Raw genomic sequence first — 17812 nt, forward strand, 5'->3', positions numbered from 1 at the left:
ACGAGTGCTCGCGCAGCGAGCCTCGTTATCGTCTGTTGCCCCTCGTTCCCGCCTTACTTCAGGTCGTCCGCGATGACCTGCACGATGCGCTGCGCGTTGGCCGAAGCCTCCGGCGCCCCCTGCGCGTCCAGCACGGACACGGTCGTCGATTCGCCCTGGCTGCGCACGGCGATGCGGTACTTGAGCGGCTGCTCGGTCTTCTCCGTGCGCATGAAGTTGAACATGCGGCCGAAGAAGCCCTGTTCCTTCTTGTCGGGATTGGGCGGCACGTAGCGGACGAAGTAGGTGCCCTGGCTGCGGTCGCGGTCTTCCACGGTGAAGCCGGTGCGGTCCAGCGCCAGGCCCACGCGGCGCCAGGCCCGATCGAAGCCTTCGTCGATCTGCACCACCGGCGTGTTGTTCAGGGTGGCGACGCGAGAAGTGGTCTTGGCCGCGCCCGAAGCGGTGATGGCGCGCGACTGCTCCTGCGGCACGCCCAGCTTGACCATCAGGCGCCGCAGGAATTCGGTCTCCAGCTCCGGATCCGAAGGCCGCGGCTGCCACACCGTCTGGTCCTTCTGCGTGTTGCTGTACACCTCGATCATTCCTCGGTGGGTGATGTAGATCTCGGTGGCGCCGGTGGGCGATCGCTCGAAGCGCGTGCGGAAGCGGTCACGCTCGCCGGTGGAATAGACCGAGTCGAGCAGCCTGCCGAGCGAATTGCGGATGAAGTCCTGCGGGATCTTGGCGCGGTTCTCGGCCCAGTCCGTCTCCATGATGCCGAGGTTGGACTGGTCCAGCGACAGCAGGAAGCCGTTCTCCTGCCAGAACTCGCGCACGGGACCCCACAGCTGGTCGGCCGGGCGGTTGATCACCAGCCAGCGCTTGTCGCCCGCGCGCTCGATGCGCACGTCGCCGACCGTGGTGGCCGCCGTCGGCAGCGAAGGCGCCGACTGGCCGATCTGGTAGGAGCTGGCCGTCACCGGGCCGCCGGGCACCTGGTAGCGCGAATCGCGCGAGAGCTGGGTGAGGTCGGGCGGCACGTCGAGCGTCGGGCCCTTGCCGGCCGACTTGTAGTCGACGCGGTCGTTGTCCAGGACCGAGCAGGCCGCCAGGGCGGCGCAGGCCGCCAGCACGCCGAGCTTTGCAGCAGATCGCTTCACTTCTTCAGGTCCTCGTGTAGTCAGCGCAGCAGGCCGGCCGAGCGCAGCGCGGCCTCGACCTGCGCGTGGTAGGCGGGCGCCAGCGGCGTCATCGGCAGCCGCAGCGCCGGGCCGCACAGGCCCATGCGCGCCATCGCCCATTTCAGCGGGATCGGGTTCGCTTCGACGAACAGGTGGCGGTGCAGCGGCAGCAGGCGGTTCTGGATTTCCATGGCGCCGCGAGCGTCGCCCTGGATGGCCGCCACGCACAGCTGGTGCATCAGGCGCGGCGCCACGTTGGCCGTGACGCTCACGTTGCCCTTTCCGCCGCACAGCATCAGCGCCACGGCGGTGGGGTCGTCGCCCGAATAGATGGAGAAGCCCTTGGGCGCATCGCGCAGCAGCCACTGGGCGCGCTCGATGTTGCCGGTGGCTTCCTTGATCCCGACGATGCCAGGCACTTCGGCCAGCCGCAGCACCGTGTCGTGCAGCAGGTCCGCCACCGTCCGGCCGGGCACGTTGTACAGCACCATCGGCAGGTCGCCCACCGCTTCGGCGATGGCCTTGAAGTGCTGGAACTGGCCTTCCTGCGTGGGCTTGTTGTAGTAGGGCACGACCTGCAGCTGGCAGTCGGCTCCGACCTTCCTGGCGAACTTCGCGAGCTCGATCGCCTCGGCGGTGGAGTTGGCGCCGCAGCCGGCCATGATGGGCACGCGGCCGCGCGCCTGTTCGACCGAGACGCGGATGATCTCCTGGTGCTCCTGCACGTTGACCGTGGGCGATTCGCCGGTGGTGCCGACCACGCCGATGCAGTCGGTGCCCTCGGCGATGTGCCAGTCGATCAGCTTGCGCAGCGCGGGGTAGTCCACGCTGCCGTCGTCGTGCATCGGGGTCGCCAGGGCCACGATGCTGCCTGTAATCGGGGTCATTGTCGGGTTCGCTCGGGGATGGGGGATTCTATCTGGAGCGGGTAGCGCACCCGCCCACGGTCGGGCTGGGGCCGCAGGGCCGCAATCCTCTGCACGAAGCGCGGCGGGTCCTCGAGGAAGCCGTCCTCGTACGCGACGACCCGCAAGCCGCGGCAGGCTTCCAGCAGCTCGCCGTTGCGCAGCAGGAAGTCGGGCCGCGAGGGCTTGCCGACTTCCCCGTTGCCTTCGGCGAAGGTTTCGTAGATCAGCACCCCGCCGGGCGAGACGCTGGCGAGGATCGCGGGCCAGAGCGGCCGCCAGAGGTAGTTGGTGACGACCACCGCGCCAAAGGTTTCACCGGGCAGCGGCCAGGGACCGCCCTCGATGTCGGCCTGGATCGCGCGGCCGGCGGAGCCTACCGCGGCGATCGCTTCCGGATCGCGATCGATGCCGGTGACGGCGTGGCCGCGGTCCGCGAACCACCGCATGTGGCGGCCGCGGCCGCACGCCACGTCGAGCACCGTGGCGCCGGTCGGCACCAGGTGCGACCAGCGCTGCACCCAGGGCGAGGGCGCTTCGGTGCCGTGCATCTCAGTCGCCCGCCCTTGCCGGCCGTGCGGCGCCGGGCCGGACCTCGTCGGCCAGCACCCTCAAGGCGATCTTCTCGACCACGCCGGGCGCGAGCAGCTTCATCAGGCGGCCGAGCTTGCCTCCGGCGGTCATCACGATCTCGCGGCGGCGGTCTTCCATTCCCTCGACGATCTGCCTCGCGCATTCGTCGACGGGCATCGCGCCCTCTTCCTTCAGTCCGCTGCGGCACGCAGGGCGGCCCTGGGCGTTGAACCCGCGGCGGCGGATCTCGGTCGCGACCACGCCCGGATAGGCGATCGTTACCGCGACGCCCGCCGGCTTGAGTTCCGCCCGCAGCGCCTCGAAGAAGCCGGTCATCGCGAACTTGGTGGCGCTGTAGGCCGTGCGGCCCGGAACCCCCATCAGCCCGGCGAGAGAGGAAACGGCCACGATCTGGCCCCGCGTGGCCTTCAGGTGCGGCAGCGCCGCATGCGTGCACCAGACGCTGCCCCAGAGGTTCACCGTCATCAGGTCCTGGTACCAGCCCAGGTCCGCGGGCGCGATGTCCTCGAACAGCGCATGGGCCGACATGCCGGCGTTGTTCACCAGGCAGTCGATGCCGCCGAAGTGCCGCACCGCCTGCTCGATCAGCGCGCGGCATTGGGACTGCTGCGTGACGTCGGTGGGCACGATCACTGCGTCGGCGCCGGCCTCCTGGCACTGCGTAGCCACCCGCGCCAGCTTCTCGCGGTTGCGGGCGGCCAGCACCAGGGCCGCATGACCGCGCCGGCGCTGGGCCAGCTGGAGAGCGAGCTCGGCGCCGATGCCGTCGGAGGCTCCGGTGATGACGTAGGTCTTCATGGGCCGGGATGTTCCCTCATTCACGCGCTGGTGGATGTCGGGTCATTCCCGCGCATCAGGCAGGCGTCAGCGGCCGAAGCAGGCCCAGATCTGCTCCGCGACCATGACCGCGATCTCGGGGTGCGTGTACATCGCGAACACCGCCCCCAGCGCCACGGCGGCGCCGGCCCAGGCGGCCAGCTTGCGGGCGTGCGGCGTCAGGTTCATGCCGGTTGCGCCGCGGGCACGCGGTGGATGGCGGTCTCTCGCACCGGCAGGTTCACCAGCGCGGCGAACACGCCCAGCGCGATGGCGAGCCACCAGACGATGTCGTAGCTGCCGGTGCGGTCGTACAGCAGGCCGCCCAGCCAGACGCCCATGAAGGAGCCCACCTGGTGGCTGAAGAACACGAAGCCGCTCAGCATCGAGAGGTGGGCCACGCCGAAGATCTGCGCCACCGTCGCATTGGTCACCGGCACGGTGGACAGCCACAGCAGGCCCATCACCGCGGAGAACACGTAGACGGACATCGGCGACAGCGGCGCCCACAGGAACGCGGCGATCGCCACCGCGCGGGCGAGGTAGATGAAGGCCAGGATCTTGCGCTTGGCCAGCTTCTGGCCGAGCGAGCCGGCGATGTAGGTGCCGAAGATGTTGAACAGGCCGATCAGGGCCAGCGCGTAGCTGGCGACTTGCGGCGACAGCCCCTTGTCCTTGAGGTAGCTGGGCATGTGCACGCCGATGAACACGATCTGGAAGCCGCAGACGAAATAGCCGGCCATCAGCATCTGGAAGCTCGGGTACTTGAAAGCCTCCGCCAGCGCCTGCCCGATGGTCTGGTCGCGCTTCGCAGGCGCACCGGCCTTGAAGCCCGGCTCGCGCAGGCCGAAGGCCACCGGCACGATCACCAGCGACAGCAGCGAAAGCACCAGCAGCGCCTGCTGCCAGCCGATGCCCGAGATCAGGAAGCCTTCCACCGGCACCATCAGGAACTGGCCGAACGAGCCGGCCGCGGCCGCCATGCCCATGGCCCACGAACGCCGGGCCGGGTCGAGCTGGCGGCCGATCACGCCGAAGATCACCGCGTAGGTCGTCCCGGCCTGCGCCGCGCCGATCAACACGCCCGCGGTCAGCGCGAACAGCAGTGGCGTGGGCGACAGCGCCATGCCCGCCAGCCCGAGCGCGTACACCAGGCTGCCGGCGATCAGCACCCGGAAGGCGCCGAAGCGGTCCGCCGCCATGCCGGCGAAGACGCCGAACAGGCCCCACGCCAGGTTCTGGATGGCGATGGCGAACGCGAAGGTCTCGCGGGTCCAGCCCTGCGCCTGGGTGATCGGCTGGAGCCACAGCCCGAAGCCGTGGCGGATGCCCATGGACACGGTGACGACGGCGGCGCCGCAAAGGAGCACCTGTCGCATGGAAAGTCGGTCGTTCGGAAGCATCGGGCGACTGTAGTCAATCGGCCCCTTCCCCGCCCGACGCGGGGCTGACAACCCCGATGCTCTTTGGCCCGGCGAATGATGACGGGCGGGCATCAATCACGCGGGCCTGTAAATTCATACAGCCTCGCCGCGAGCGACCACTACAATCCGCCTCCCATATGGCCACGCGTTCCTCTCTCGCCACCGAATACTCCGAAGGTTCCATCCGCGTCCTCAAGGGGCTGGAGCCTGTCAAGCAGCGTCCGGGCATGTACACCCGCACGGACAACCCGCTGCACATCGTCCAGGAAGTGCTGGACAACGCCGCCGACGAGGCGCTGGCCGGGCACGGCAAGCGGATCAAGGTCACGCTGCACACCGACGGCTCCGTCAGCGTCGAGGACGACGGCCGCGGCATCCCGTTCGGCCTGCATCCGGAAGAGAAGGCGCCGGTGATCGAGCTGGTGTTCACCCGCCTGCACGCCGGCGGCAAGTTCGACAAGGGCAAGGGGGGCGCCTACAGCTTCTCGGGCGGCCTTCACGGCGTGGGCGTGTCCGTCACCAACGCGCTGGCCAAGCGCCTCGAGGTCACCAGCCACCGCGAGGGCCAGGTCGCCACGATCGTGTTCTCGGGTGGCGACGTGATCGAGCCGCTGAAGCTGCGCAAGGCGGCGGAGGGCGACCGGCGGCAGGGCACCACCGTGCGCGCGTGGCCCGACGGCAAGTACTTCGAATCGAACCAGCTGCCGATGGCCGAGCTAGCCCACCTGCTGCGCAGCAAGGCCGTGCTCATGCCCGGCGTGGCCGTGTACCTGGTCAACGAGAAGACGCGCGAAAGCCAGAGCTGGCAATACAAGGGGGGCCTGCGCGACTACCTCATGCAGACCCTGCCGGCCGACCCGGTGATCCCGCTGTTCGAAGGCGAGGGCTACGCCGAGAACAACGAGACCTTCGCCGAAGGCGAGGGCGCGGCCTGGTGCGTGGGCTTCACCGAGGACGGCGCGCCGGTGCGCGAGAGCTACGTCAACCTCATCCCGACCAGCGCCGGCGGCACGCACGAGAGCGGGCTGCGCGACGGGCTGTTCAACGCGGTCAAGAGCTTCATCGAGCTGCATTCGCTGCAGCCCAAGGGCGTGAAGCTGCTGCCGGAGGACGTGTTCGCGCGCGCCTCGTACGTTCTCTCGGCCAAGGTGCTGGACCCGCAGTTCCAGGGCCAGATCAAGGAGCGGCTGAACTCGCGCGATGCGGTGCGGCTGGTCTCCAGCTTCGTCCGGCCGGCGCTGGAGCTGTGGCTCAACCAGCACGTCGAGTACGGCAAGAAGCTGGCCGAGCTGGCCATCAAGGCGGCCCAGACGCGGCAGAAGGCCGGCCAGAAGGTGGAAAAGCGCAAGGGCTCCGGCGTGGCCGTGCTGCCCGGCAAGCTCACCGATTGCGAGAGCCGCGAGCTGTCGCACAACGAGGTGTTCCTGGTCGAGGGCGACTCGGCCGGCGGCAGCGCCAAGATGGGCCGCGACAAGGAATGCCAGGCCATCCTGCCGCTGCGTGGCAAGGTGCTCAACACCTGGGAAGTGGAACGCGACCGCCTGTTCGCCAACACCGAGATCCACGACATCGCGGTGGCCATCGGCGTCGACCCGCATGGGCCGAACGACGAGCCGGATCTCTCCGGCCTGCGCTACGGCAAGGTCTGCATCCTGTCCGACGCCGACGTCGACGGCTCGCATATCCAGGTGCTGCTGCTCACGCTGTTCTTCCGCCATTTCCCCAAGCTGATCGAGGCCGGCAACGTCTACGTCGCACGGCCGCCGCTGTTCCGCGTGGACGTGCCCGCTCGCGGCAAGAAGCCGGCGGGCAAGGAATACGCGCTGGACGAAGGCGAGCTCACCCACATCCTGGACAAGCTGCGCAAGGAAGGCGTCAAGGAGGGGTCGTGGAGCATCAGCCGCTTCAAGGGCCTGGGCGAGATGAGCGCCGAGCAGCTGTGGGAGACCACGCTCAACCCCGACACGCGACGGCTCCTGCCGGTGCGCCTGGGCAAGCTGGATTTCACCGGCACCGAAGGCCTGATCACCAAGCTCATGGGCAAGGGCGAAGCCGCGGCGCGGCGCGAGCTGATGGAACTGCACGGCGACGCGGTCGAGATCGACATCTGAGCGGGCCTCCTGCATGACGAAGCTGCCCACGGCCGACGAGCGCCCCGCGCGTGCGCCGCTGCGCGTGCGGCTGCGGCCGACCATGCAGAGCGACATCGAGTACGTGCTCTCGATCGAGCGCGACCCGGTCAACCTGCCGTTCATCACGCCGTGGGAGCGCACGCAGCACGAGGCGGCCATCCGCTTCCCGGATTTCCGCCACTTCATCGTCGAGGGCGGCACCGACCTGTCAGCCGTCGGCTTCCTGATCCTGATCGGCTGCAAGAGCCCGCACCAGTCGCTGGAACTCAAGCGCATGGTGGTGCAGGCCAAGGGCGCCGGCTTCGGCCGCGCCGCGCTTCGCGTGGCGAAGAAGGTCGCATTCGACGACCTCGGCGCGCACCGTTTCTGGCTGGACGTGAAGACGCACAACACGCGGGCCAAGGCGCTGTACGACGGCGAGGGCTTCGTGGTCGAGGGCACGCTGCGCGAATCGGTGCGCACCGCGCGCGGCTTCGAGTCGCTGATCGTGATGTCCATGTTGCAGTCCGAATTCGCCCAGCGTCGCGCGCAGGGGCTGGAGCTGGCGGCATGAAGGCCGCTGCCTTCCTGATCGCGGCGCTCGCAGTCGCAGCGCCGTGGGCCCACGCCGACGTGTGGGGCTACGTCGACGCCAAAGGGATCGCGCACTTCGCCAATGAGAAGGTCGACGAGCGCTACGAGCTGTTCTTCCGCGGCGGCACCAGCTTCGATACGGCGCAGGGACTGCCGCAGCAGGAGCCCACGCCTCGCGCAGTGGCGGTGCCCACGCGCAGCGCCTCGCGCCTCATCGCCTTCTTCGAGGTGTCTCCCGCCTACAAGCAGGTCAAGCACCACCTGCGCGAGGCCTCGCGCGCCGAGAACATCGACTACGAGCTGCTGCAGGCGCTGATCGCCACCGAGTCGGGCTTCGATGCCGCGGCGGTGTCGCCCAAGGGCGCCATCGGCCTGATGCAGGTGATGCCGGCCACCGCGCAGCGCTACGGCGTATCGGCCGATGCCAGGGTTCCGCTCGAACGAAAGCTGGCCGACCCGCGCACCAACATCCGCACCGGCACGCGCTACCTGCGCTACCTGCTGGACCTGTTCCCCGGCCGGCTGGAGCTGGCGCTGGCCGCCTACAACGCGGGCGAAGGCGCCGTGATCCGCGCCGGCCGCCGCATCCCCGATTTCCCCGAGACCCGGAACTACGTGCGCACCGTGCTGCAGCTGTATTCGATGCTCAAACCGCCCGTGCCCGCCCGCCGCGAGCGCACGCCGGCGCGGGTTCGGATGGAGCTGCCCGGCGGCGCGATCGGCCGCGGCAACCTGCCGCCCGCAACCGACTGACACATGGACCAAGAAGAGTTGATCATCCACCCCGACGGAGGGGACGACACCGGCCTGGACCTCGGCGCCTACGCGCAGCGGGCCTACCTGGAATATGCGCTGAGCGTGGTCAAGGGCCGCGCGCTGCCCGACGTGTGCGACGGCCAGAAGCCGGTGCAGCGCCGCATCCTGTACTCGATGTGGCGCATGGGCCTGGGCTTCGGCGGCGGCGCGGGCGCCAAGCCGGTCAAGAGCGCGCGCGTCGTGGGCGACGTGCTCGGCCGCTTCCATCCGCACGGCGACCAGGCCGCGTACGACGCTTTGGTGCGGATGGCGCAGGACTTCAGCCAGCGCTATCGGCTGATCGACGGCCAGGGCAACTTCGGCAGCCGCGACGGCGACGGCGCTGCGGCGATGCGCTACACCGAAGCCCGGCTTTCGCGCATCACCAACCTGCTGCTGGAGGAGATCGACGAAGGCACGGTCGACTTCGCGCCCAACTACGACGGCAGCACGCAGGAGCCGCTGCAATTGCCCGCGCGCCTGCCCTTCGCGCTGCTCAATGGCGCGAGCGGCATCGCCGTCGGCCTGGCCACCGAGATCCCCAGCCACAACCTGCGCGAGGTCGCCGACGCCTGCGTGGCGCTGGTGAAGAACGCCAGGCTCACGGACGACGAGCTGTTCGCGCTGGTGCCCGGCCCCGACTACCCCGGCGGCGGCCAGATCATCAGCAGCGCCGCCGACATCGCGGAGGCCTACCGCAGCGGCCGCGGTTCGCTCAAGGTCCGCGCGCGCTGGAAGATCGAGGAGCTGGCGCGCGGCCAGTGGCAGATGGTAGTGCAGGAACTGCCGCCGGGCGTGAGCGCGCAGCGTGTGCTGGAGGAGATCGAGGAGCTCACCAACCCCAAGGTGAAGGCCGGCAAGAAGGCGCTGCTGCAGGAGCAGCTGCAGCTCAAGCAGACCGTGCTGTCCGTGCTGGACGCGGTGCGCGACGAATCGAGCAAGGACGCGGCGGTGCGCCTGGTGTTCGAGCCCAAGACCAGCCGGATCGAGCAGAACGACCTGATCACCACGCTGCTGGCGCACACCAGCCTGGAGACGTCGGTGCCGGTGAACCTCACGATGGTGGGGCTGGACGGCCGGCCGGTGCAGAAGTCGCTGCGGCAGATGCTCGCCGAGTGGATCGAGTTCCGCCAGCGCACCATCGAGCGCCGTTCGCGGCACCGCCTGGACAAGGTGCTGGACCGCATCCACATCCTCGAGGGGCGGCAGCTGGTGCTGCTGAACATCGACGAGGTGATCGCCATCATCCGCGGAAGCGACGAGCCCAAGCAGGCGCTGGTCGCCCGCTTCAAGCTCTCGGACCGGCAGGCCGAGGACATCCTCGAGATCCGGCTGCGGCAGCTCGCGCGGCTGGAGGCGATCCGCATCGAGCAGGAGCTGAAGAACCTGCGCGAGGAACGCAAGAAGCTGGAAGAGATCCTCGGCAGCCCGGCGGCGCTGCGCCGGCTGATGGTCAGGGAGATCGAGCAGGATGCGAAGCAGTTCGCCGATGCGCGCCGCACGCTGATCCAGGCCGACAAGCGCGCGGTGGCGGAGGTGCGCGTCGTCGACGAGCCGGTGACGGTCGTTGTCTCGCAGAAGGGTTGGGTGCGTGCCCGCCAGGGCCATGGCCACGAGTCGTCCAGCTTCGCCTTCAAGGCCGGCGACGGGCTGTACGGCACCTTCGAGTGCCGCACGGTCGACACGCTGCTGGCGTTCGGCAGCAATGGGCGGGTCTATTCGATCCCGGTCTCGACGCTGCCCGGCGCGCGCGGCGACGGCCAACCCGTCACGACCTACATCGACCTGGAGGCGGGCTCGCAGCTGGTGCACTACTTCGCCGGCGCTTCGGGCGCGTGGCTGCTGCTGTCCAACAGCGGCGGCTACGGCTTCCTGGCAACGGTGGAAAACATGATGTCGCGGCAGCGCGGCGGCAAGGCCTTCATCAGCTGTGCGCCGGGCGAGATGCTGTGCAAGCCTTCGCCCGCCAACGTGCCGCCGCAGGCTCCTGCCACCCACATCGCCTGCGTCTCGTCGGCGCGCCGCATCCTTACTTTCCCGATCGGCGAGCTGCGCCCGCAGGCCAACGGCGGGCGGGGTTTGATGCTGATGGACCTGGACGCGAAGGAGACGCTGGTGGGCGCCGCTGCCTACGTGCGCAGCGTCATCATCCGCGGCATGTTCCGCGGCAAGGAGCGAGAGGAGACGCTGGAAGTGCGCTCGCTCAACAACGCGCTCGGCGGGCGCGGCCGCAAGGGCAAGGCGGGCAACTTCACGTTCGAGCCCTCGTCCATCGACCGCGTGGAGTGATCATGGCGAGCCGCGAGGAGATCAGCGCCTTCATCGCGAAGGAGTTCCCGCAGACGAAGGTGCGGGTGCTGGAAGTCGGAAACCGCTCCTCCCGCGTGCTGCACGAGGTCGGCCGCAACGAGCTTCGGCCCGGCGGCACCGTCTCGGGCCCGGTGATGATGGCCACGGCCGACGTAGCGCTCTATGTCGCCATCCTCGGCGAGATCGGGCTGGTGCCGCTGGCCGTGACCACGAGCCTCAGCTTCAACTTCATGCGCCGCCCGCCCGGCGACCGCAACGTGATCGGGGACTGCCGTTTGATGAAGCTGGGGAAGACGCTGGTCGTCGGCGAGGTGTGGCTCTACTCGGAAGGCATCGAGGAGCCGGTGGCGCATGCGGTCGGGACGTATGCTTTGCCACCGGAGGCCAAGCGGGTCTGACTGCCTTGCTCCCTCTCCCTCCGGGAGAGGGCTGGGGTGAGGGCAGGATCAGCCCACTTCCGCAATCAACTCGATCTCCACGCACGACCCCGTCGGGATCTGCGCCACGCCGAACGCGCTGCGCGCGTGCGCGCCCCTGTCGCCGAACAGCTGGCCGAGCAGCTCGCTGGCGCCGTTGGTGACGAGGTGGTGCTCGGTGAAGTCGGGCGACGAGTTCACCAGGCTCATCACCTTCACGATGCGCCGCACGTTGTTCAGGTCGCCGACCGCGGCATGCAAGGTGCCCATGAGGTCGATCGCGACCGAACGCGCCGCGGTCTTGCCCTCTTCCGTGGTCATGGTCTTGCCCAGCTGCCCGACCCAAGGCTTGCCGTCGCGCTTGGCGGTGTGGCCGGAGATGAACACCAGGTTGCCGGTGCGGACGAAGGGCACATACGCAGCGGCCGGCGTGGCGACGGGGGGCAGGGTGATGCCGAGCTGCTTCAGCTTGTCGTAGACGCTCATCGTGAGTCCTTGGATGTGGGGTCGGCGATTGTAGGGAAGCCGCCGGCATCGAGCGGCGTCACGGTCACGGCCACTTCAAGCGTGTGGTGCGCACCGCCGTGGATCACGCCGCGCATCGGCGAAACGTCGGAGTAGTCGCGCCCGACAGCCAGCGTCACGTAGTCCTCGCCCGCCGCGCGGTTGTTCGTCGGATCGAGATCGACCCAGCGCCCGCGGCCGCTCTCGGCGGGCAGGTAGACCGACACCCACGCATGCGAAGCATCACTGCCCACCAGGCGCGACTGGCCCGGCGGCGGCTCCGTGAGCAGGTAGCCGCTGACATAACGCGCGGGCAGCCCGAGGCTTCGCAAACAGCCCAGCATCACGTGTGCAAAGTCCTGGCACACGCCCCGGCGCAGGGCCAGGGCTTCGAGCGCCGGCGTGCTGGCATCGGTGGCTTGCGAAACGTACGCGAAGTCTTCGTGGATGCGAGTGGTGAGTTCGCGCGCAGCTTCGATCAGCGGCCGGCCCGGTGTGAAGCTCGCGCGCGCGTAGGCGGCGAAGTCATCGTGTCGCGGCACGTAAGGCGACGCGAACAGGAATTCGGCCGCCGGGTCGTACTCCGCGCCGCGGTGATAGCGCAGCCGCTCGCGCGCCTGTTCCCAGGAGAGGCTGGTTTCCGGCGCGTCGTGCGGCACGGTGGACACCACGCTGTCGGCCACGACCCGCAGTTCCTCATGCCAGGCCTGCAGCCCGAAGAAGCAGCGCGTGTTGCCGAACACGTCGACGAATTCGCTGTGCTGCACCGGTTGCGGCGCGATGTCCAGGCGATGCCGCAGCAGCTTCTGCCCTTCGCGATCCGAAGGCCGCAGGTGCGCCATGTGCTGCGCCGTGCGCACCGGGGGCGAGTAGTCGTAGACGGTCTCGTGGACGACGTGCAGCAGCATGGAAGAGGGAAGCGGCTCAGGCGCCGACGCTGAAGCGCGCGTCGACCGAATGGGTGAAGTAGCGCGCGCCGAGCGCGTCGGAGAGCTGGTACGCGGCGGCGGCGCACTGGTCCAGCAGCTCGATGGCCGCCGCGTGGCGGCCCTGCTCGTTGCGTTCGCACAGCGCCTCGAGCGACCAGCCCTGCGGGTCGGGCACGGTCAGCGCGATACCCGGCACCTGTCCGGGCGCCGAGCCTTCCAGCCGCGCGAGCCGGCCGCGCAGCGTCTGCGCCACCCAGGCCAGCGAGCGCGGGTTGTCGCGATCGATCACCAGCAGGTCCAGCAGCGCCGGCACGTCGTGACGCTGCTGGTACTGCGCATGGAAGGTGATGGTGCTGTCGAACAGGGCGACCACGGCCTCGTAGCCGCCTTCGTTGTGCACGGCGCCGGTTTCGAAAGCGGCCGCGAGGGCCGACGCGAGGAAGCCCAGCCGCTCGAGGTGGCGGCCGGTGGAGAGCAGGCGCCAGCCGTCGTCGCGCATCATGCGGTCCGTCTGCGCGCCCGTCATCGCGGCCGTGTGGCCGGAGAGCGTCTCCAGCACCAACATCGCCTCGACGGGCGAGTAGTCGCCGTCGGCCGCGCCCTGTTCGCAGCCGCGCACGAAGGACTGCTCGGCACGCACCATCAGGTTCCAGTGCTCCTGCGAGAGCCGGTCGCGCACGGCCGATGCCGCGGTGCGCAGCGCGCGCAGGTTGAATGCCACGCTGGTGGCGCGCACGGTGTCGGTCAGCGTCGCGACCAGCGACCGCTCGAATACCCGGCGCGACACGGCGGGCGCCGGCACGTTGGGCAGCACCAGGCCGTGATCCGTTGCCAGCTCGCCCAGCCACGCGAGCAGCGGCTGCGAATGCTGGTCCTCGCCGCTGAGGCATTGCAGCACCAGGCGCGCGAGGCGCGCGGTGTTCTCGGTTCGCTCCGTGTAGCGGCCCAGCCAGAACAGGTTCTCGGCCGCGCGGCTGGTGACGGTGCGGCGCCGGCTCGACAGCACCTCGCCGGCGGGATGCTGGTGCCGCAGCAGGCTGGTGGTGTCGACCTGCCCGTCGGTCATCACCCAGGTGTCGGCGCTGCTGCCGCCACGCTGCATGGAGGCGATCTCCAGCGTTCCGCCCGCGATGCGCGTCAGCCCGCCGGGCAGGATGCGCCAGGACTGCGGTCCGTCGGACACGGCGAAGACGCGCAGGATCAGTGAGCGCAGCGTGAGCCGCCGGTCCTTCCAGGTCGGCATCTGCGAGAGCGGCTGGTAGGCCTGCAAGGTGTGCTCGTCGGGGTCGCGCACGATGCGGCCCGCCCATTCGTCCAGTTCGCGCCGCGAGAGGTACCGGCCCAGCACCGCGGCCGAGCCCGCGCCGCCATACGTGGTCTTGACCACGCCGGCCGCGAGTTGCGGCACGGCGGCTTCCATCGCCGCTCGCTCGCCGCACCACCAGCTCGGCACCGAGGGCAGCGCCAGTTCTTCGCCGAGCAGAGCGCGCGACAACGCCGGCAGGAAGCCGAGCAACGCGGGCGATTCCAGGAAGCCCGAACCCGGCGCGTTGGCCACCAGCACGTTGCCCGCGCGGATGGCCTGCAGCAATCCCGGCACGCCCAGGCGCGAATCGGACCGCAGCTCCAATGGGTCGAGGAACTCGTCGTCCATGCGCTTGAGCAGGCCGTGCACCGGCTCCAGTCCACGCAGCGTCTTCAGGTACAGCCGCTGGTCGCGAACCGTGAGATCGCTGCCTTCCACGAGCGTCAGGCCCAGGTAGCGCGCGAGGTAGGCGTGCTCGAAGTAGGTCTCGTTGTAGGGGCCGGGCGTGAGCAGCACGATGCGAGCCTGGTCGCCCGCGCCGCTCATGGCACGCAGGCCCTCGAACAGCGCGCGGTAGGTGGCGGCCAGCCGCTGCACCTTGAGTGCGCCGAAAGCCTGCGGGAACAGGCGCGAAATGATCAGCCGGTTCTCCAGCAGGTAGCCCAGGCCCGACGGCGCCTGCGTGCGCTGCGACACCACCCACCAGTCGCCGCGCGGATCGCGTGCCAGGTCGAAGGCCGCGATGTGCAGGAAGGTGTCGCCGGCCGGCCGCACGCCGTGCAGCGCGCGCAGGTAGCCGGGGTGGCCCTGCACCAGCGCCGGCGGCAGCAGGTTGCGCGCCAGCACCTGCTGCGGGCCGTAGACGTCGGCCAGGATGCTGTCCAGCAGGCGCACGCGCTGCAGCAGGCCGGCCTCGATGCGCCGCCAGCTGCCGGGCGGCACGATCAGCGGAAAGAGATCGAGCGACCAGGGCCGCTGCGGCCCGTCGGCGTCGGCGTAGACGTTGTAGGTGATGCCGTTGTCGCGCACCTGGCGCGCCAGGTCCTGCAGCCGCCCGTCGAGGTCGGCGAAGCCGCCGCCCAGGTGCTCGAAGAAGGCGGACCAGTGCGGCGAGAGCGGATCGCGTGCGCCGCCGCCGGAGGACACGCGGCCGCGCAGCTCGTCGAAGTGCCCGGACACCGCCGGAGGCGCCAGCGCCGCCGCGAGCCGGGCGGGGCTTTCGTCGGCGGCATGGCCGAAGAGCGAGTCGATCGGGGAGTCCACGGCGGCGGGATTGTCCCACGCAGCTGCGCTTGCGCGACTAGCCGGCCGACCAACGCGAGAGCGAGAAGATCGTCAGCAGCCCGGCGGCCATCGCGATCGCGGCCGATTGCTGGTACTGGTGGCTCTCGGCCTCGGGCACGAGTTCGGTGACGACGAGATAGAACATCGCGCCGGCGCCGGTGGCCAGCAGCAGGCCCAGCATGTGCGGCGGCAGGTCGCGCAGCAGCAGCCATCCGGCCATCGCCGACGTGAACAGCGCCGCACCGATCAGGCCCGTCCAGAACAGGATGCGCCTTGCAGGCCGCTCTCCGCCTTTTTCCAGCACCAGGTCGCCGATGCTCAGGGCCTCGCTGAAGTTGTCGATGACGATGGCCAGCCCCACGACCAGGCCGGCGGTTGCATCGGTGGCGGCGCTCACGCCGATGGTGAGGCCTTCGATGAGCTCCTCCGCGCTGGTGCCGCCCGCCAGCACGGTGACTTCGTCTCCCCGGCTGCGCTGCCGACGCCGAAGCCTCAGCACCCGGTCGCGCTGCGACGCCTTCTCGCCGGCACTGGCGCCTCGATGCACGAACAGGTCCAGCGCATAGACCATCAGCAGGCCGGCCGCGAACCCGCCGACGGCGACCGGCAGCGAGGCGTGCTGCGCCGCCTTGGGCAGCATCTCGAATGCGAATGCGCCGAGCAGGGCGCCGCCCGCGAAGCCGACCGCGATCGAGAGTGCCAGCGTGGTCGGGCGGCGCATCAGCGACGCCCCGCCGCCCAGCGGGGACGCCAGCGCGCCGGCCAGCGCGATCACGACGAGGGTCCAGGCGTCCAGGGGCTCCTCACAGGATCGGCTTGAGCCAGGTGCTCATCTTCTCGCGCACCTTCTCGCCGGCGGGCCGGCGCTTCCAGTCCTCGAAGGTGATGCGCCTGGCCTTTTGCAGGTCGGCCTCGAACACCTCGGTCATGCGGCGCGCGAAGGCGGCGTCGTAGACGTTCAGGTTGGCTTCGTCGTTGAGGTGGAAGGAGCGCGGATCGAAGTTGGTCGAGCCCACCGACGTGAGCAGCCCGTCCACGATCATCATCTTGCAGTGGAACATCGTGGGCTGGTACTCGTGCATCTCCACGCCGGCTTCCAGCAGCGGTCCCCAGAGTCCGCGCGAGGCGTGGCGAACGGTGTCCTGGTCGGTGTGCGGGCCCGGCGTGATCACGCGGACCCGCACCCCTCGTTCCACCGCCGAGCGCAGGGACTTGAGGGCGACGTCATCGGGCACGAAGTAGGCGCTGGCGATGTCGATGCTGCGCATGGCTGCCGTGATGGCCAGCAGCATCATCATCAGCATGCTCTCGCTGCCGTTCGCGGGCGAGCTGTGGAACATCTGCGCCGGCATGCCGCCGGCGGGCTCCAGCGGCGGGAAGTACTCCTGGCCGTGCAGCACGCAGCCGGTGGTGCGGCTCCAGTTGGAGAGCATCACGCTCTGCATCTGCGCGACCACCGGCCCCTCGACGCGGAAGTGCGAGTCGCGCCAGTGGTCCGGGTCCTGCGCGTCGCCGCACCACTGCGGCGCGATGCCCACGCCGCCGGTGAAGCCGATGCGGCCGTCGACGATCAGCAGCTTGCGGTGGGTGCGGTTGTTCATGCGGCCGAGGTTGTACCAGCGCAGCGGATGGAACATGCGGACCTCGACGCCGTTGTGGCGCATCTTGCGCACCAGCTCGCGGTCGACCTTGGTGCTGCCCACCCAGTCGAGCAGCACGTGCACCTTCAAGCCCGCGCGCGCGCGTTCGGACAGCGCGTCGGCGAACTCGGTTCCGATCTGCCCGGACCAGTAGATGAAAGTCTCGAACAGCACCGTCTTCTTCGCGCCGCGGATCGCCTCCAGCATGGCCGGGAAGATCCGGTCGCCGTTGATCAGCTCGCTGACGCGGTTGCCCTCGACGATCGTCGGCCCCAGCAGCATGGCCATGGCCCGCACGAACTGCGGGTCGTCGACGGGGTAGAGATGGCTGATCTCCTGCTCGACCCGGCGCTCGGCCGCGCCGAAGTTGACGACGAGCAGCGCGACCGCCACGGCGGCCAGGATGGCGAGGAACTCCAGCACGCCCGCAAGGATGACGCGGCCGATTACGGATGAGCGTCGGACGCCTTCCCAAGATGGCGAAAGCTCCCCGCCGCGCGAGGCGGTCGGGGAGCTTTCGGGGACGGATCAGCGCCGGCCGGCACCGGCGCCGGGGGTCCGGTCAGCGCAGGTTGGCGCCGGGTTCACCCGCCAGGGTGGTGGGGGCCGGGATGCCGCGCTGGCCGCTTTGCGCCAGGAAGGCGGAGCCGCTGTCTTCGCGGTTGAAGGCGGCGACTTCGTCGCGCGACGCGATGTACTGCGCGGTCACGTCGTCGCGGCTGGCCGTGCTCTTGAAGCTGCGCAGCGGGTTGTACGAGGTCGCCCAGGGGTTCACGCCCGTTTGCTTGTACTGGGCCAGTTCGGCCTGCACTTCGGCGCGGCTCTTGCCGGAGACGAATTGCTGCTCGGCGACGGCGTTGGGCGATTCAGCCAGGGCCTGGCCACCAAAGGCGGCGGCGGACACGGCGAGGAGGGCGACGGCATAGCGGTTCATGGTGCGTTCCTTTCGGTTGGGATGAGGAGGTTCTCTTCCGGGGTCGCTGGTTTCAGTGAACCCGTGGAAGCAACTTTAAGGAGGCAC

The 17812-nt window shown here is 69.6% G+C and carries 17 protein-coding genes; 5 read left to right on the forward strand and 12 right to left on the reverse strand.

Annotation, left to right across the window (positions count from 1 at the left end):
• Positions 1-53: 53 nt before the first annotated feature.
• From bamC to EZ313_RS03735, 6 genes are all read right to left on the reverse strand, one after another.
• Positions 54-1142, reverse strand: a complete 1089-nt coding sequence (gene bamC / locus EZ313_RS03715; protein ID WP_135261858.1) for an outer membrane protein assembly factor BamC — start codon at positions 1140-1142, stop codon at positions 54-56.
• A gap of 20 nt (positions 1143-1162) precedes the next feature.
• Complete coding sequence (gene dapA / locus EZ313_RS03720) at positions 1163-2050, reverse strand: 4-hydroxy-tetrahydrodipicolinate synthase (RefSeq protein ID WP_135261859.1); 888 nt, start codon at positions 2048-2050, stop codon at positions 1163-1165.
• Positions 2047-2619, reverse strand: coding sequence for a class I SAM-dependent methyltransferase (locus EZ313_RS03725; RefSeq protein WP_135261860.1), 573 nt, complete (start codon positions 2617-2619; stop codon positions 2047-2049). Before EZ313_RS03725 ends, dapA begins: the two co-directional genes overlap by 4 nt.
• A gap of 1 nt (position 2620) precedes the next feature.
• Complete coding sequence (locus tag EZ313_RS03730) at positions 2621-3460, reverse strand: SDR family oxidoreductase (RefSeq protein ID WP_135261861.1); 840 nt, start codon at positions 3458-3460, stop codon at positions 2621-2623.
• 66 nt (positions 3461-3526) lie between these two features.
• A complete protein-coding gene (locus EZ313_RS23180) occupies positions 3527-3667 on the reverse strand; it encodes a hypothetical protein (protein WP_167772492.1) in 141 nt (46 codons plus the stop codon).
• Complete coding sequence (locus EZ313_RS03735) at positions 3664-4857, reverse strand: MFS transporter (RefSeq protein ID WP_135261862.1); 1194 nt, start codon at positions 4855-4857, stop codon at positions 3664-3666. The genes EZ313_RS23180 and EZ313_RS03735 overlap by 4 nt, the downstream gene beginning before the upstream one ends.
• 182 nt (positions 4858-5039) lie before the next feature.
• Here EZ313_RS03735 and EZ313_RS03740 point away from each other — a divergent pair, with 182 nt between their 5' ends.
• From EZ313_RS03740 to EZ313_RS03760, 5 genes are read left to right on the forward strand one after another with little or no spacing between them, the layout of a single operon-like run.
• Positions 5040-7013 (forward strand): DNA topoisomerase IV subunit B, encoded by a 1974-nt coding sequence (locus EZ313_RS03740; protein ID WP_135261863.1) that lies wholly within the window; start codon positions 5040-5042, stop codon positions 7011-7013.
• A gap of 13 nt (positions 7014-7026) precedes the next feature.
• On the forward strand, positions 7027-7587 hold the full coding sequence (locus tag EZ313_RS03745) for a GNAT family N-acetyltransferase (protein ID WP_135261864.1): 561 nt from the start codon (positions 7027-7029) through the stop codon (positions 7585-7587).
• On the forward strand, positions 7584-8360 hold the full coding sequence (locus EZ313_RS03750) for a lytic transglycosylase domain-containing protein (protein ID WP_135261865.1): 777 nt from the start codon (positions 7584-7586) through the stop codon (positions 8358-8360). Before EZ313_RS03745 ends, EZ313_RS03750 begins: the two co-directional genes overlap by 4 nt.
• Before the next feature lie 3 nt (positions 8361-8363).
• The gene (gene parC, locus EZ313_RS03755; protein ID WP_135261866.1) at positions 8364-10691 is read left to right on the forward strand and encodes a DNA topoisomerase IV subunit A; all 2328 of its coding nucleotides are present in this window, start codon (positions 8364-8366) and stop codon (positions 10689-10691) included.
• A gap of 2 nt (positions 10692-10693) precedes the next feature.
• The gene (locus tag EZ313_RS03760) at positions 10694-11110 is read left to right on the forward strand and encodes a PaaI family thioesterase (protein ID WP_135261867.1); all 417 of its coding nucleotides are present in this window, start codon (positions 10694-10696) and stop codon (positions 11108-11110) included.
• 48 nt (positions 11111-11158) lie between these two features.
• Here EZ313_RS03760 and EZ313_RS03765 read toward each other — a convergent pair whose 3' ends face one another.
• The 6 genes from EZ313_RS03765 to EZ313_RS03790 form a co-directional block, all read right to left on the reverse strand.
• Complete coding sequence (locus EZ313_RS03765; RefSeq protein WP_135261868.1) at positions 11159-11614, reverse strand: RidA family protein; 456 nt, start codon at positions 11612-11614, stop codon at positions 11159-11161.
• Entirely contained in the window at positions 11611-12540 is a 930-nt protein-coding gene (locus tag EZ313_RS03770; protein ID WP_135261869.1) for a transglutaminase family protein, read from the reverse strand. The genes EZ313_RS03765 and EZ313_RS03770 overlap by 4 nt, the downstream gene beginning before the upstream one ends.
• 16 nt (positions 12541-12556) lie before the next feature.
• Entirely contained in the window at positions 12557-15130 is a 2574-nt protein-coding gene (locus tag EZ313_RS03775; protein ID WP_135261870.1) for a circularly permuted type 2 ATP-grasp protein, read from the reverse strand.
• Between the two features lie 37 nt (positions 15131-15167).
• Positions 15168-15926, reverse strand: a complete 759-nt coding sequence (locus EZ313_RS03780; RefSeq protein WP_205960327.1) for a ZIP family metal transporter — start codon at positions 15924-15926, stop codon at positions 15168-15170.
• A gap of 28 nt (positions 15927-15954) precedes the next feature.
• The gene (locus EZ313_RS03785; protein ID WP_135261872.1) at positions 15955-17214 is read right to left on the reverse strand and encodes a phospholipase D-like domain-containing protein; all 1260 of its coding nucleotides are present in this window, start codon (positions 17212-17214) and stop codon (positions 15955-15957) included.
• A gap of 139 nt (positions 17215-17353) precedes the next feature.
• Complete coding sequence (locus EZ313_RS03790) at positions 17354-17725, reverse strand: DUF4148 domain-containing protein (protein WP_135261873.1); 372 nt, start codon at positions 17723-17725, stop codon at positions 17354-17356.
• Positions 17726-17812: the final 87 nt, after the last annotated feature.

Origin of the sequence: Ramlibacter henchirensis (genome assembly GCF_004682015.1) — a bacterium.
GTDB classification, from domain to species: domain Bacteria; phylum Pseudomonadota; class Gammaproteobacteria; order Burkholderiales; family Burkholderiaceae_C; genus Ramlibacter; species Ramlibacter henchirensis.